General features: G+C 55.7%; 17 protein-coding genes. 2 read left to right on the top strand and 15 right to left on the bottom strand.

Annotated elements, in window-relative coordinates; translation table 11 throughout:
• Positions 1-62 precede the first annotated feature (62 nt).
• The 12 genes from MJA45_RS11620 to aroA form a co-directional block, all read right to left on the bottom strand.
• Positions 63-764 carry a 5'-methylthioadenosine/adenosylhomocysteine nucleosidase gene (locus tag MJA45_RS11620; protein ID WP_315607414.1) on the bottom strand — a complete coding sequence of 234 codons (702 nt, stop codon included), beginning with the start codon at positions 762-764 and terminating at the stop codon, positions 63-65.
• Between the two features lie 52 nt (positions 765-816).
• Positions 817-1,824, bottom strand: a complete 1,008-nt coding sequence (gene ccpA, locus MJA45_RS11615; protein WP_315607413.1) for a catabolite control protein A — start codon at positions 1,822-1,824, stop codon at positions 817-819.
• 243 nt (positions 1,825-2,067) lie between these two features.
• The gene (locus tag MJA45_RS11610; protein WP_315607412.1) at positions 2,068-2,478 is read right to left on the bottom strand and encodes a hypothetical protein; all 411 of its coding nucleotides are present in this window, start codon (positions 2,476-2,478) and stop codon (positions 2,068-2,070) included.
• Between the two features lie 51 nt (positions 2,479-2,529).
• Complete coding sequence (locus MJA45_RS11605; protein ID WP_315607411.1) at positions 2,530-2,976, bottom strand: VanZ family protein; 447 nt, start codon at positions 2,974-2,976, stop codon at positions 2,530-2,532.
• 12 nt (positions 2,977-2,988) lie between these two features.
• On the bottom strand, positions 2,989-3,516 hold the full coding sequence (locus tag MJA45_RS11600) for a type 1 glutamine amidotransferase domain-containing protein (RefSeq protein ID WP_315607410.1): 528 nt from the start codon (positions 3,514-3,516) through the stop codon (positions 2,989-2,991).
• A 16-nt stretch (positions 3,517-3,532) separates the two neighbouring features.
• Positions 3,533-5,257 carry a phosphoenolpyruvate--protein phosphotransferase gene (gene ptsP / locus MJA45_RS11595; RefSeq protein ID WP_315607409.1) on the bottom strand — a complete coding sequence of 575 codons (1,725 nt, stop codon included), beginning with the start codon at positions 5,255-5,257 and terminating at the stop codon, positions 3,533-3,535.
• Complete coding sequence (locus MJA45_RS11590; protein WP_315607408.1) at positions 5,250-7,145, bottom strand: glucose PTS transporter subunit IIA; 1,896 nt, start codon at positions 7,143-7,145, stop codon at positions 5,250-5,252. Before MJA45_RS11590 ends, ptsP begins: the two co-directional genes overlap by 8 nt.
• A 127-nt stretch (positions 7,146-7,272) precedes the next feature.
• Positions 7,273-8,025 carry a hypothetical protein gene (locus MJA45_RS11585; protein ID WP_315607407.1) on the bottom strand — a complete coding sequence of 251 codons (753 nt, stop codon included), beginning with the start codon at positions 8,023-8,025 and terminating at the stop codon, positions 7,273-7,275.
• Between the two features lie 192 nt (positions 8,026-8,217).
• A complete protein-coding gene (gene thiE, locus MJA45_RS11580; RefSeq protein ID WP_315607406.1) occupies positions 8,218-8,859 on the bottom strand; it encodes a thiamine phosphate synthase in 642 nt (213 codons plus the stop codon).
• Positions 8,856-9,281: a CoA-binding protein gene (locus tag MJA45_RS11575; RefSeq protein WP_315607405.1), complete on the bottom strand. Its 426-nt coding sequence runs from the start codon at positions 9,279-9,281 to the stop codon at positions 8,856-8,858. Before MJA45_RS11575 ends, thiE begins: the two co-directional genes overlap by 4 nt.
• 11 nt (positions 9,282-9,292) lie before the next feature.
• Positions 9,293-10,111: a C39 family peptidase gene (locus MJA45_RS11570; protein ID WP_315607404.1), complete on the bottom strand. Its 819-nt coding sequence runs from the start codon at positions 10,109-10,111 to the stop codon at positions 9,293-9,295.
• A gap of 12 nt (positions 10,112-10,123) precedes the next feature.
• On the bottom strand, positions 10,124-11,416 hold the full coding sequence (gene aroA / locus MJA45_RS11565; RefSeq protein WP_315607403.1) for a 3-phosphoshikimate 1-carboxyvinyltransferase: 1,293 nt from the start codon (positions 11,414-11,416) through the stop codon (positions 10,124-10,126).
• A gap of 176 nt (positions 11,417-11,592) precedes the next feature.
• On the opposite strand from aroA, the gene MJA45_RS11560 reads away from it, so the two are divergent.
• A complete protein-coding gene (locus tag MJA45_RS11560) occupies positions 11,593-11,895 on the top strand; it encodes a rhodanese-like domain-containing protein (RefSeq protein ID WP_315607402.1) in 303 nt (100 codons plus the stop codon).
• 55 nt (positions 11,896-11,950) lie between these two features.
• Here the strand turns inward: MJA45_RS11560 and MJA45_RS11555 are convergent, their stop codons facing one another.
• Positions 11,951-12,460 (bottom strand): shikimate kinase, encoded by a 510-nt coding sequence (locus tag MJA45_RS11555; protein WP_315607401.1) that lies wholly within the window; start codon positions 12,458-12,460, stop codon positions 11,951-11,953.
• A gap of 99 nt (positions 12,461-12,559) precedes the next feature.
• Here MJA45_RS11555 and MJA45_RS11550 point away from each other — a divergent pair, with 99 nt between their 5' ends.
• Complete coding sequence (locus tag MJA45_RS11550; RefSeq protein ID WP_315607400.1) at positions 12,560-12,871, top strand: hypothetical protein; 312 nt, start codon at positions 12,560-12,562, stop codon at positions 12,869-12,871.
• Here the strand turns inward: MJA45_RS11550 and gndA are convergent.
• Entirely contained in the window at positions 12,868-14,280 is a 1,413-nt protein-coding gene (gene gndA / locus MJA45_RS11545) for an NADP-dependent phosphogluconate dehydrogenase (protein WP_315607399.1), read from the bottom strand. The genes MJA45_RS11550 and gndA overlap by 4 nt on opposite strands.
• A gap of 21 nt (positions 14,281-14,301) precedes the next feature.
• Positions 14,302-15,069, bottom strand: coding sequence for an SDR family oxidoreductase (locus MJA45_RS11540; RefSeq protein WP_315607398.1), 768 nt, complete (start codon positions 15,067-15,069; stop codon positions 14,302-14,304).
• Position 15,070: the final 1 nt, after the last annotated feature.

Genomic DNA, 15,070 nt, shown 5'->3' with positions numbered 1-15,070 from the left:
GCAAGAGATCGACTCTCTGCCAGACGGCTTATTTTTACGGCTTGTTTTTCTTCGACTTCTGCTTATATCTTCCCCACAAGCCCTTCCACAATGCGGTAGGAATGAAGGGAAGCCTGCTTGGTAAATTCGGGGAAGTTGATGTGCGCGGAGCCGTCCGCTTTGTCCGACATGGAACGGAGAATCACGAAAGGAACTCCATTCATGTGGCACACTTGGGCGACGGATGCCCCTTCCATCTCCGTGCAGGCTCCGTTAAGCTCCCGATGAAGCTCGGCTACCGTCTCACGGCTTGCGATAAACTGGTCGCCGGAAAGCACACGTCCGCGCTTGGTTCTTCCTTCGAAGAGGGACTCGCTCACCTCATAGGCCTTGTCGGAAAGTCCAGGGTCGGCCGGGAAGACCGAAGCCTCTGCGAACGGAATAACCCCTCTCTCAAAGCCCAAGGCCCGCACATCCATGTCATGCTGCAAGCATTCGGTGGAAATCACAATATCTCCGATCTCAAGCGACGGATCCAAAGCCCCTGCTACCCCGGTAAAAACAACCGCCTCCACCCCGAAACGGTCAATCAAAATTTGCGTGCAGACGGCGGCATTGACCTTGCCTACTCCCGACCGGCACAGCACCACCGGCTTGCCTTGAAACGTGCCTTCCCAATAGGTGATCCCGGCTTTCTCGTGCTCGGTCACTTCCTTCATATGCTCATGGAACAACTCAATCTCCTCAACCATGGCTCCAATCAGACCTACTTTTGTATAAGTCATCGCGGTTAGTCTCCTCTCCTGCCGGCCAAAGGGCCTAAACGTAAAAAAAGGCTCACGCTTGGTGAGCCACCGATTGACGGTTTATGATCTCGTGAGAGAGAACATATTTGACCTGCTCGACATTTTCCTTATTCATGAGCTTAGTCAGAAGCCGCATCGAAACCGCCCCGATGTCATACATGGGCTGAGCCGCGGTTGACAGCTTAGGGCGAACCATCGAGGCCATGCGGCTGTTGTCCACACCCATCACGGAGATATCCTCGGGCACCCTCAATCCTTGGTCCTGGATCTTATGTATGGCTCCAATGGCCATTTCATCCGTTGCGGCGAAGATGGCCGTAGGGCGGTCTTCCAGGGAAAGGAAGTAGTTCATCGCTTCCATTCCCGATTCATAACGATAGTTGCCGACCCTTACATAATCCTCGCGGAAAGGAATGCCGGCCTTCTCCAGCGCCTTCTTGTAGCCGTTGTAACGGGCAAAGCCGTTAGCCGGATCCTCCAGCGTCCCGCTGATCATGCCGATCTTCTGGTGGCCGTTCGCAATAAGGACACTGACCGCGTCAAAAGCCGCCTTCTCGTGGTCGATATCCACTCCCGGCATGGCGTTGTTCTCATCGGATGTGGCACAAAGCACCACCGGCACCGAGGACGTGCGGAAGGCTTCCATATGCTCCTCCGTCACCGTTCCGCCCATGAACAACAGCCCGTCCACCTGCTTCTCCAGCAGGGTGTTGATGACGCGGATCTCCTTCTCTTTCTTCTTGTCGGCATTACACAGAATAATATTGTAGTGGTACATGGTCGCGATATCTTCAATCCCCCGCGCCACCTCGGCATAGTTGTTGTTCGAAATATCCGGAATGACCACTCCAACGGTGGTCGTCTTCTTGCTTGCCAAGCCGCGGGCTACCGCATTCGGGCGGTACCCAAGCCGTTCGATCGCTTCGAACACCTTCTTGCGGGTTTGCGGTTTCACGTTCGGATTGTTGTTGACTACACGGGAGACGGTGGCCATCGACACCCCGGCTTCGCGAGCTACATCATAAATGGTTACGGTCACGTTAACTCTCTCCAATTTGTCTTAATTTGATTGTCGTTCTTCTCTGCATTAGAAACATGATACGACAAAAGACAGCTTTACGCAATGACAAGCCCTGTCCGGTAAGCTTACATCAGTACCCTGGCCCATTATGCCGGATATTTCCGCTTGACGGGGGTTGGGTAGGTTTGGACTAATACTAACAAAAAAAAAGAAAAAAAGCCACTTTTGAAGGCGGCTTGGGTAGAAAAAGAGCGATTCTGTTCATCCTTTGGCCGGATGATGGCTCGAAATTTGCGAAAGTCTTCCGCGGATATCTTCGGCCCATGCTTGATCGGACAAAGACTGGGCGAGCAGAAGCAGATCCAGAAGCTCGTTGATCCGGTCTTCCAGAATCCTCTCCACCGGAAGGTGATGGTTTTCTTTTTCGGTCACTTTCTTCATAAGATCCGCCAACTCACACATTTCATTGAATTGGTACTGACGCCGGCCGGGATCGGATCCAAGGGTTCCTATAAAGCCTGTCAGGTTCGGTTTGACCGGGGGATAGACCTCACTCCTACTGCATTCTTCACAGCAATAAATCGGAACGTTGTCTATTTCCACTTTGTTCTGGTAGATGACCGTCCGCAGCTTGATATGCATCCGGCGGCCGCATGGACAAGGTTTGTTCACGACAATTCCACTCCTTCAAATCCCACAGCGTATGACATTTCTAGATAATTTCTACTTCCTCTGGGAAAATCCTTCTTTTACGCTCTGGGATTTACTGGAGTAGTGGAGCTTGGCATAGGCCTTCGCCACAGGAGGAGAGGAGACGAACAGCATCGCTAGAGCCGCTCCTATGCCGTCGTTGCGCAGATCGTGAAAATCCGGGCTGCGCTTGGGAACAAACATTTGATGAAATTCATCGGTGACCCCATAGAGGAGACATAGGAGGACTACCGCCGCCTTCACTACCCATGGAGGCCGCGGCGTCCGAAACGACCACAAATAGGTCAGAGCCAGAAGAAAATAAGCGACAAAATGCCCGCCGTCAAATCCTTTCATGCCGGGAAACAGATGTTGGAAGAAAGGAAGCACCGAATCCAGTTCATCCCCCGTTCGGGAAGAGAAATAGAAGATTAGGCCCATCATGATCAGGCAGGGCAGCAGGGCAGCGTAACGCTTCATGTCATCCGCCTCTTACTTACGGGCGGCAAGCAGGGAGATGAATTCCCTCATGAAAGCGGGAAGATCCGGCGGACGGCGTCCCGAGACGATATTCCGGTCCACCACCACTTCTTCGTCCACCCAGGCGGCTCCCGCATTCTCCAGGTCGTCCCGAATTCCGGGCGTTGAGGTCATCGTATACCCGTCTACAATTTTGGCCGAGATAAGGACCCATCCGGCGTGGCAAATTTGGCCGATCGGCTTCGAGGCCGCATGAAAATTCTTCGTCAGCTGAAGGACCGGAGCATAACGGCGAAGCTTGTCCGGAGCCCAGCCGCCCGGCACATACAAGCCGTCGTATTCCTCGGAATCGGCTTCTTCAAAGGCTATGTCGGCTTGCAGCGGCACCCCGTATTTGCCATGATAAACGGTCTTGGCTTTGGGACCGGCTACCACCACCTCGGCTCCTTCCTCCCGTAAACGGAGAACCGGGTACCACATTTCCAAATCTTCAAACTCATCATCCACAAAAGCCAGAACACGGCTTCCTTGAAGCTTCATGTCACATACCTCCATTTTAATCGGTTTCGCAGGAGTTAAATTGGAACAGCTGGCGGATCTCTTCACTGGTCCGACAATTTAAAGCACGGCTCAACAGGGAAGCACTTTCGCCTCCATCCGATTTCAGCAGCCGGTCCTTTACGGGAAGAATGGACTGGACCGACATGCTGATCTCCTCAATCCCCAGGCCAAGCCACAGGGGGATAGCACGCTGGTCTCCCGCCATTTCTCCGCATACACTGACAGGGATTCCATGGCGTTTGGCCGCTTCCACGGTCATTTGCAGCATTCTAAGCACCGCGGGATGGAAAGGGTCATACAGATGGGCCACCGACTCATTCATCCGATCGACCGCCAGCACGTACTGGACGAGGTCGTTCGTCCCGATGCTGAAGAAGTCGACTTCACGGGCCAGCAGGTCCGCAATGGCCACGGCAGCCGGGATTTCGATCATGATGCCGATAGGGATTTCCTTGTTGTAAGGAACTCCTTCCTTCTCCAGCTCCCTCTTGGCCTCCTCCAGCGCTTCCTTCGCCTTCCACACTTCGTCCAGAGAGGAGATCATGGGAAACAGCAGACGGATATTCCCGTGCAGGCTCGCCCGCAGAACCGCTCTCAGCTGCGTGTGAAACAGGTCCTTCCGATCAAGCAGGATCCGGATGGACCGGTAGCCCATGGAGGGATTCTCCTCCGCGGGAAGGGGCAGGTAGCTGACCATTTTGTCCCCGCCGATATCAAGGGCCCGAATGTCCAGTGAATTTCCGTTAAGCTTTTCGGCCGCCTGCTTGTACAGCTCCATCTGCTCCTCTTCGGAAGGCATGACGCTCCGATCCATGAAAATGAACTCTGTCCGGAAAAGCCCCACGCTTGACACCCCGTTCTTAAGTGCCTGCTCCAACTCCTTCAAGGAATTGATATTCGCTTTAAGCACCAGCCGCCGGCCGTCCCGGGTCACAGGCGGAACCTCGACAATCTCCTGAAGCATCTCCCGACGGGCGACCTGGTTAACGTGCCGGTTGCGGTACTCCTCGATAAGAGCGGGCTCCGGGTTAATCAGGACGACTCCGTCGTCTCCATCCACGATGAGGAAATCCCCGGTCTGGATGGGGCGCTCGATCTTCCCTTCCATGCCGACGACGAAGGGGATCCCCATCGCCCGGGCCATGATAACGGCATGAGAGGTCATCCCCCCCATGAAGGTGACGATCCCGAGTACCTCGGACGGATTCACATTCGCCAGCTGCGAAGGAGTTAATTCCTTGGCCACCAGCACGTAAGGCTCCTCCAACGGCGGGGAAGCGTCCTGAAAGTTGCCCAACAGATGCTTCAGCAGCCGGTTTCCCACATCCTTGATGTCGGCCGCTCGTTCCTTCATGTAATCATCGTCCAGCAGGTCAAACATGTTGACGAACTTGTCGATGGTTTCTTTTACCGCTACTTCAGCCGCCTTGTACTGCCTCTGCATGATCGAACGAACCTCGGTGATGAAGATCGGATCCTCGAGAATGGCCAGATGGGCGTTGAAAATGTGGGATTCTTCCTCCCCGATGAGCTCGCTTATGTCTTGCTTGATGGCTTCCAGCTCTCCTTTGGAGAACCGTATGCTGTTATGAAGCTTCTCCAGCTCCAGTGCCAGATCGGTGACATCGACCATCTTGTCGGGAAAGTCCCATTCCAAAACGGGAAGAACGTAGGCTCTTCCGATGGCGATTCCCGATGAGGCGCCTATCCCTCTACCCATTTTTGATCCCTCCTGCCTGCAGAGCTTCGTCCTTCAATATGACGGAAAAAACGGAGGCCTGCCCTTTCTTGACGGCCTTGAACGGGGCAAAGCTCCATGACTTGACCATGTCCGGATTGGTGATAAGCATAGGAGTAGCCAGCGACTTGCTGTGCTTCTTAATCTTCTCAAAATTGAACCTCACGAGAAGCTGGCCGGCCGTCACCATATCCCCTTCCTTGACATAGGCGGTAAACCATTTGGGCTGAAGCTGGGACGTATCGATTCCGATATGTAAGAGAACCTCCAGCCCCTCCTCGGTTTTGATCCCAAGCGCATGCTTGGTCGGGTAGATGTGAATGATCTTCCCGGCAACGGGAGAAACCAGTTCTCCTTTTTCCGGTATGAACGCGACCCCGTTGCCTACGATCCGTTGGGCGAAAATAGGATCGGGTACCTCCTCGAGGGGAATCATCCTTCCCTGCATCGGGGAGTGGAACGGCACCTGCTGCAGATCTTTCCGGGAAACCTTCATGATTTCCTCGCGGATCAGCTCCGAATAGGTCCCGAACACGACCTGAATGTTTCCCCCGCCGAGCCGGATGACCCCGGCGGCGCCCAGGTGCTTCAAGGCGGAAATGTCCAGCAGCTTCTCGTTCTCCAGCGTAATCCGAAGCCGGGTGATGCAGGCCTCCATCGTCTTGATGTTATTTTTGCCGCCCAATGCCTGCAGGATAAGGGGAGAGCGGTAAGGAATGTCCCCTGCCCATTCCTCCAGCTGCGAGCCCTCCTCCCTTCCGGGAGTCGGAATTCGAAACCGCCGGATCGCCCAACGGAACAAGTAATAGTAAACGAATCCGTAGACCAGGCCGATGGGTACGAGCCAAAGCCCGTTGACCGACAGATGGAGATTGACGATATAGTCGATAGCTCCTGCCGAATAAGAGAATCCGTGGTGAATGTTCAGCGTATAGGTAATCCACATGGCGAAGCCGGAAAGAATCGCGTGAATGACGAACAAGTAAGGCGCCACAAACAGGAACGCAAATTCGATCGGCTCTGTTACCCCGGTCAGGAAACAGGCCAGAGCCGCCGTTAGGAAGGTAACCTTAATCTTAGGCTTGAGGTCTTCACGGGCTTCCTGGATAATGGCCAGAGCGATGGCCGGAAGGGCGAACATCATAATCGGATACAGTCCGGCCATGAAGATTCCGGCTGTCGGATCCCCCGCAAAGAAGCGGGGAAGATCGCCGAAAACATAGGAGCCGTCGGGTCTCTTGAAGGCCCCGAGCTGAAACCAGTACACATTGTTAAGGATGTGATGCAGGCCAGAAGGAACGAGAAGCCGGTGAACGACCCCGTATAGAAACGTACCAAAGCCTCCCATGGACAGGAGTCCTTCTCCCATGAAAACGAGAGCATCCGCCACATAGGGGCCAACCGCCACTGCCAGCAGGGAGACGATCACCGACACCAGGCCCATGACAAGGGGAACCAGGCGGGCGCCGCCAAAGAATTGAATCGATTCGGGAAGCTGGACATTCTTAAGACGGTGAAAGCAGAGGGCGGCCAATATACCGATAACGATCCCGCCGGTTACTCCAAACTGCAGATCGGGACCGATAAATTTCTGGGTAATTTGAGTAAACAGAAAATAGCTGAACAAAGCGGACATACCGGCAATGCCTGCACTCTCGGTAAGGCCCAGGGCTACACCGACAGCAAACAGAAAAGGCAGATAAGTAAAAATCGATTGGCCCGCAAAATAAAGGATATCGCCGAATTGCTCCAATCGGCCGCCTTGCCAAGGGAGAGTCCCTAAGCGAATGAGGAGAGCGGCCACCGGGAGTGCGATTGTAGGCATCATAAGGGAGCGGCCCAGCTGCTGCAGGTTGCCCATCCAGTTCAAACGTAAACCTCCTCCTTTCTATTAACGATGGTAAGCTTTGTCCTTCCTTTTGTAAAGCTTTATCCCGCTTACGAAAAAACGGCGGCCCCCTTTAAGGGCCGCCGTCTTCTTCAATCAGAGAAAGAAATTAGAAAGTAGAACCGGACTGGTTAGCTTGCTGGGAATCGGCACGCAGGGAAGCATCATGCCCTTGCTGGTTTCCCTTATAATTCGAAGCATGGAAGGATTGCGTTCCTTGGCTTTGGTTCTGGCCGTAGGAAGCTCCTTGGCTGCTCATCGACGTGAAGCTTTGGCTTCCCATCGGGCTGTAACCGGATTGAGCCGGCTTCTGGGAATCGCCCAGGTAAGCGTCATGTCCTTGTTGGTTTCCCTTGTAGTTCGAAGCATGGAAGGATTGGGCTCCCTGACTTTGATTTTGGCCACCTTGGCTGCTCATCGACGTGAAGCTTTGGCTTCCCATCGAGCTGTAACCGGATTGAGCCGGCTTCTGGGAGTCGGCACGCAGGTAAGCGTCATGCCCTTGCTGATTTCCCTTGTAATTCGAAGCATGGAAGGATTGCGTTCCTTGGCTTTGGTTTTGGCCATAAGAAGCACCTTGGCTGCTCATCGAAGTGGAGCTTTGGCTTCCCATCGAGCTGTAGCCGGATTGAGCCGGCTTCTGGGAGTCGGCACGCAGGTAAGTGTCATGCCCTTGTTGATTACCTTTGTAGCTGGAAGTATGGAAGGATTGCGCTCCTTGGCTCATCCCATAGCTTTGTCCACGGGTGCCCGATTGAGCTTGTTGGTTCTGCTTGTAGCTGGATTGCACATATCCGGTTGGCTGGAACGCGTTCATCTTGGAACTGCGGCCTTGGTTGGAACCGGCTTGTTGTTGGAACATGGGGGGTGTCCTCCTAGATGGGTAGTCCTCCCGGGTCTGCCAGCAGCCCGCAGGAAGCCTTTTTTATTGTCGGCTCCCTCCCCGCTTTTTATATCTGGAAAGATCTGTCCTTCCCCTTTCCCACTTAAGCAAAAACCGCCCCTAAGGGGCGGTCTCCACGCTGCTTCTGCAACTGAATGGCTGAATAGAAGATCAGGCAGACATGACGGACTTCTTCAATATCGCAGCCGCCTCCCGGGGGTCCGTGCTCCGCGTTATGGCGGAGATCACGGCCACTCCGTCGGCTCCGGCTTGAATGACGGGACCTGCATTGGCAGCAGTAATCCCGCCGATTGCGACCTGGGGAACGTTCCAGCGCTCCTTGATTTCGGAGATGAGGGCCGTTCCAATGGCCTCGCCGGCATCCGCCTTGGAGGAAGTCGCATAGATAGACCCAACCCCCAGGTAATCGGCCCCATCCCTGACCGCCTGCTCCGCTTCCTCCGGCGTTCCGGCCGAAACCCCGATGATTTTACCGGGTCCCATCAGCTTTCGGGCATAGACGGCGGGAATGTCCTCCTGCCCGACATGAACGCCATCGGCGTCGAGCAGAAGGGCCACATCGACGCGGTCATTCACGAGAAAGGGGACCTCGTGCTTTCGGCACAGCTCCCTCAGCTCCCTGCCGGTCTCCAGCACCTCGGACAGCGGAAGGTTTTTCTCTCTCAACTGAAGCATTGTCACGCCACCGGAGAGGGCTTCCCCGGCCAGCTCGACCGGGCTTCGCCCCAGCACAGGCTCCAGCCCCATAACCAGGTAAACGGCCAGCTGCTTCCGAATGTCCGCTCCGCTCATGAGCTTCTCGGATGGAGAATGGCGTCCTCCACCTTGATGCAGCGGTCCATGACCACCTCGAGCCCTGCTTCGGCAGCAATCCGGGCGGCCTCCTCGTTCACAATCCCCTGCTGCAGCCAGAAGACCTTCGCTCCGATCTTCACTGCCTCCTCCGCAATCGGCACCACCTGCTCGCTGCGGCGGAAGACATTGACGATGTCGACCGGCTCAGGAATGTCCGTCAAGCTGGGGTAGGACTTCTCTCCGAGAATTTCCCCGGCATTCGGATTAACCGGAATGATCCGGTAGCCGCGTGTCTGCATGGCGGCCGCCACCATATGCGAAACCCGTTCCGGGTTATCGGAAAGCCCGACGACCGCAATGTTTCCAGCGTCTCTCAACATTTCTTTAATCCGCTCACGCGGCGGGTTCTCAAAGCTCATCGTAATCCCTCCTATTGTGTAGCTCTGGACGGATAGGAAAGAGCCTGCTTTCCCATCGCTTCCCATGTTTCCAGAAAGGCTGCTTTGTTGACCGGTAAAGAGCTTTTGCCGCTCAACGGGTCGTTCACGTAAACGTTCTGCTCGTCATAACCCACGAGCACGACGGCATGCTCGGAGAAGGTCGTCCGGATCGGGCCGAGGGACGTATCCCAAACCACCCAGCGATCGGGCTCCGGGACGATATAATCAATGGTCGTCCAGACCACGACCGGACTGCCGGATGCCACCTGTTTCTCCAACGCTTCAAAGGAACCTCCGGTCAGGTCGACGGCATCCGGGATATACTTCCTCATCAGTTCGATCAAGGCCGTATGATAAATCCCGAAGCCTTTGGCCCTGCCGGTGATTTCACCCACGAAGCCGACGTTGGGGTTGCCCCATGATAGTATGGTCCCGTCCGGGGCTCTTTTTAATTCGGTAGTGTCCCTCTTCATTTCAGCGGCCAGCTTCAGCTTGTCCGTCTTCGCGCCGTAGTAGGCGAGAAGCATGCTGAGGCTCGTCACCTCGCAGCCTGACGGAAGCTCCGGATTCTGGCGGATGAGAGGGACCTCCAGAAGGGCCGAAGCCGGCTTGGCCGGTGCTGGGGAAGGCGAGGGGACGGGCAGCGTTTCGGCGAACGCCACCGCGGTGTCCGACTTCCAGGACAGCACCCAGTCCTTCCCCGTCATTTTGGCATAGAGAAGAACGCTCATCACCCCGCTGGAAAACACCAAACCGGCTAGAAGCAGAAAGCTTATCGTGTAGTTGACCGTTTTGCGGATTCCATTCATGGGGATTCCTCTCTACTCCGTAAATTCGATCTCGGCCCCTAGGGCAAGCAGGTGTTCAAAATAATGCGGGTACGATTTGGCCACATGCTGAGCGTCCAAAATCGTCAGCCCTTGACGGGAACGGAGCCCGACAACGGTCAAAGCCATGATGACCCGGTGGTCATAGTGGGCATTGATTTCGACTCCACCCTCCACTCCTTCGGGCTTCCCATGGATAATGATCTCGCTCTGCCGCTCCTCCACATCCGCCCCTGCCTTACGCAGCTCGTTGACGTAATCGGTAATGCGGTCGCATTCCTTGTAGCGGAGATTCTCCACGTTGTAGAAGCGCGAGGTTCCTTCGGCAAAAACCGCCGCGGCTACCATGGCAAGCACGGCATCCGTAAAGTGATCCCCGTCAAACTCGCCCGCCCGGAGCTTCTCGTTCCCCAGCACGTGCACAACTCCGTCCTTGTGCGTCAGGTTAACGCCCATGGCCTTCAGTACGTCAACCACGGCCCGTTCGCCCTGTCTGCTCTTCTCTTCGAGCCGGTGCACGACGACATCCGAGTTCGTTACCGCCGCTGCGGCCAGGATGGCCGCGGAGCCGGGATAGTCCCCTTGCACGGTGTACTTCTGGGCCTGGTAGGACTGGCGTCCCGGAATGCGGTAATGCATCAGGTCCTCGCTTGCTTCCACCTGGATTCCGGCTTGAGCCAGAACCTCCAGCGTCTGCCCTACGATCACCTTCGATTTCAGGTCATGCAGCACCTCGATCTCGCTGTCCTCCTCCAGCAGAGGAGTCATGAACAAGAGTGAGCTCAGGAACTGGGAGCTTACGTTGCCGGATACGGTAATTTTGCCTCCTCTCGGCTTGCCGCCGCGGATCGTGATCGGCAGCTTGCCGTCCCGGTCTTCCACTTCAATCCCCATCTGGCGAAGGGAGTCGATGAGGTCGTTATGCGGCCTTTTGCCGAGGGATGCGGGATATTTGTTGACGAAGGTGACCTCAGGGCAGAAGGACGCGATGGACATCAGAAAACGGAGCACCGCTCCCGCATTGCCCACGTCGAGCTCTTTAACGTCCTTAGGATGACGGCCAAAGCCTGTGATCGTGATCTTCTCTTCGTCCTCTTCGATGACGGCTCCCAGATCCCGGATGCAGCGGCGCATGGCATCGCTGTCCTCGCTGTGGGCCGGATAATGAATGGTGCTTGTCCCTTCCGCCAGCGCGGCAATCAGCAGGTAGCGGGTCGTGTAATTTTTGGAGGAAAGCGCCTGGATTTCCCCCTGCAGCCGGGCTGCCGGTTTGACGATGGCCTTCATGTACGGTTAACTCTCCCTTTGTCTCATATAAAGTGAACTAGTTTTACAGCCAGTGTACCACAGCTTCGGGCGGGATGGAATAAATTCGAAAAGGCCCGATTTGACTTCACGGGTTGGCCTCATTATGATGAAAGGCGTAACCAAGACGCACCCATCAACCCTAATGGAGGTAACCCATGAGCGATATCCAAACCATTACCCCCGAAGAAATTCGCGACCGTCTCCGCAAGGGGGAAAAGCTCAACCTGATCGACGTCCGGGAGGACGAAGAAGTCTCGGAAGGCATGATTCCGGGAGCCAAGCACATTCCCTTGGGCCATTTGCCCGAACGGCACTCCGAGATCGAGCGGAACGGAGAGATTATCCTGGTCTGCCGGAGCGGCAACAGGAGCCGGCGTGCTTATGATTTCCTACAGGCCAGCGGCTTCCAGGGACTTAAGAACATGACCGGCGGGATGCTGGAGTGGGACAAGCTGTAATTCGCAAGGCCTCGGCCGCCCCCGTAAGCCCGCCCTGCGCGAAGGGGACAAGGGGCTATTTACCGGCTGCCAGAGCGGCCAGCTCCTCCACCATTTCCTCCAGAGACCGTTCATCGGTCATTAAGGTAAGATCCGCAAAATCGTAAGCCTCCTTGCGCTGTTCAAGCAAGCCCGCTACCCGCTGTTCCAGGTCCCCCTGCAGCAGCGGGCGGTTGGCGTCCCCCCGAACTCTATCGACGATCGTCCGCGGAGAGGCTTTAAGGGCTACGATCGTTCCGGCCGCTGCCATCAGCCGGCGGTTCTCTTCTCTTAAGACACAGCCGCCTCCCGTCGAAATCACCTGGTTGGTCCCTTCCGCCAACTCGGCCAAGACCGCCGTTTCCACCCTGCGGAAGTAGTCCTCCCCCTGAGATTCGAATATAGAGGGGATCCCCCTTTCCTCCTTCTCTTCTATTCTTTCATCCATATCCACAAACGCCCAGCCCAATCGTTCGGCCACTCGGCGTCCGAGGGTCGTTTTCCCCGTCCCCATAAACCCGATTAAAATAATGTTATTCTTGTTCACTCGACGAACCGCTCCTGCCTATTTTTTATGAATATTTTACAGGAATTATAGTAATGATGGTAGTAGACTTATCATTTCGCATAGGAAAGGAGAGGCTTTATGTCCGCCCTGCTGCCCAATCCCGCCGAGGACCGCTTCGCCCAAATCCTCCGCCCTTCTCATGTTCTCTGCAAGGACGACGTCGTCTGGATGCTGGAGTATATCAAAAAAAAGGTGGCTGAGAAAGACCCCCGGTTGTTGGAGCTGTCTCAGCCACGCCTTCTTCAAAATTACCAATATTACTCGGAAACGGCCATGCTCCTTATTCACCGGCGCTCCATGTTCGATCAGGAAGCGGACCGGCTAAAGGCTTGGCTGAGGGAGGCAGCATACGGTCTCTATCCGAATCCGGAAGACCGCCAACCCTTCTAGTTCTCGAGCCACTCGAAGTGGAAGCTGCCTTCCTTGTCCACCCGTTCGAACGTATGGGCTCCGAAGTAATCCCGCTGGGCCTGCAGCAGGTTAGCCGGCAGGCGTTCCGTCCGGTAGCTGTCATAGTAAGCTAGAGCCGAAGCGAAGGCAGGAACCGGGATTCCGTTCGTAACCGCCGCGGCGACGACTTGTCTCCACGCGTTCTGGTAGTCCTGAACCACCCGGCCGAAGTACTCGTCCAGCAGCAGGTTGCGAAGCTCCGGATCGCGGTCGTACGCATCCTTGATGTTCTGCAGGAAGCGGGCCCGGATGATGCAGCCGCCGCGGAAGATCATCGCGATGTTGCCGTACTGGAGATTCCAGTTGTATTCCTCGGAGGCGGCGCGCATTTGAGCGAAGCCTTGGGCGTAGGAGCAGATTTTGCTCGCGTACAGGGCTTTGCGCACCGCTTCGATGAACTCTTCCCGGCTGCCTTCATATTGCGAAGCGGAAGGTCCGCTCAGCACCTTGCTCGCTTGGACCCTCTCCTGCTTCATGGCCGAGAGGAAACGGGCGAACACCGACTCGGTAATGATCGACAGGGGCACGCCAAGATCTAGGGAGCTTTGGCTCGTCCATTTGCCGGTGCCCTTCTGGCCCGCGGTGTCGAGAATAACGTCCACCATCGGCTTGCCGGTTTCGGGATCCGTTTTGGTAAAGATGTCCGTCGTGATTTCGATGAGGTAGCTGTCCAGCTCCCCTTTGTTCCATTCTGCAAAGATATCATGAAGCTCCGTAGTCGTTAAGCCCAGAACGTCTTTCAGGAGCTGGTAGGCTTCGCAAATCAGCTGCATGTCGCCGTATTCGATGCCGTTGTGAACCATCTTGACATAGTGGCCGGCACCATCCGGGCCGATGTAGGTGCAGCACGGATCGCCGTTTACTTTAGCGGAGATGGCCGTGAGAATCGGCTCCACGAGCTCGTAAGCGTCCTTCTGTCCGCCCGGCATGATGGAAGGTCCCTTCAGTGCCCCTTCCTCACCGCCCGACACGCCGGTGCCGATAAAGCGGAAGCCCTTCTCCTGCAGCTCTTTGTTGCGGCGCTGGGTGTCCGGGAAGTAGGCGTTCCCGCCGTCGATCAGAATGTCGCCTTGATCCAGGTAGGGAACCAGCTGGTTGATCGTATCGTCGGTAGGCTTTCCGGCCTTGACCATGATCAGGATGCGGCGCGGCGTTTCCAGCGATTGAACGAATTCCTCCACGCTGAAGGTTCCGTGCAGATTTTTGCCTTTGTGTTCTTCAAGGAGCTCGTGCGTCTTCTCCGGTGAACGGTTGTAAACGGAAACGCTGAAGCCTCTGCTTTCAATATTGAGGGCCAGGTTCTTGCCCATAACGGCCAAGCCGACCACACCGATTTGCTGCTTAGTCATGTACCCAACATCCTTTCCTAATTAAATGGTCATGGAGCCAAAGCCGCCGTCCACACGCAGAAGGGAACCGGTGACGAAGCCGGAAGCCTTGTCGGAGGCAAGATAAACGGCTGCCCCTTGAAGCTCCTCGGCCTCTCCGAACCGTCCCATGGGAGTATGCGAAAGAATGGATTCCGTTCTCTCCGGAGATAGAATCTTGCGGTTCTGCTCGGCTGGAAAAAAGCCTGGAATGATGGCGTTAACGCGAACCCGGCTGGGGGCAAATTCCCGGGCAAGGAATTTGGTCACGTTGTTGACGGCCGCTTTGGAAGCGGAATATGTAAAGACCCGGGAAAGCGGAGGCTCGGACGAAACGGAGGAGATGTTAATAATGCTTCCCCCCTGGCCCTGATCGACCATATGCTTGCCGAAAATTTGACAGGCCTGCACTACTCCCTTAAGGTTAACCTCCATGATGGAATCCCATTCCTCCATGGTCAGTTCAAAAAACGGAGTCGGGCTGTTCTTGCCGGGGGCATTCATTAGAATGTCCACACGGCCCGTCCAGGCCAGGACGTCCGCGAGCAGCGCTTTCAGGTCATCCGCCTTCGTGGCGTCAGCCGAGAAGACCTTGGCCTTCCCGCCCGCTTCCTCAATCCGGCGGCGGACCTCTTCCGATTTCTCCGCGTTACGGCCAACGACCGCTACATCGGCACCGTGCGCACCGAGGGCGACGGCCATCGTTCCACCCAGTGTGCTGTTCCCTCCGATAACGACGGCGGTTTTCCCCGACAAATCAAACAAATTCATC

This window comes from Paenibacillus aurantius (assembly GCF_032268605.1).
Lineage (GTDB): Bacteria > Bacillota > Bacilli > Paenibacillales > NBRC-103111 > Paenibacillus_AO > Paenibacillus_AO aurantius.
The sequence above is the reverse complement of the archived record's forward strand: the minus strand, read 5'-3'. Positions and strand labels throughout refer to the sequence as shown.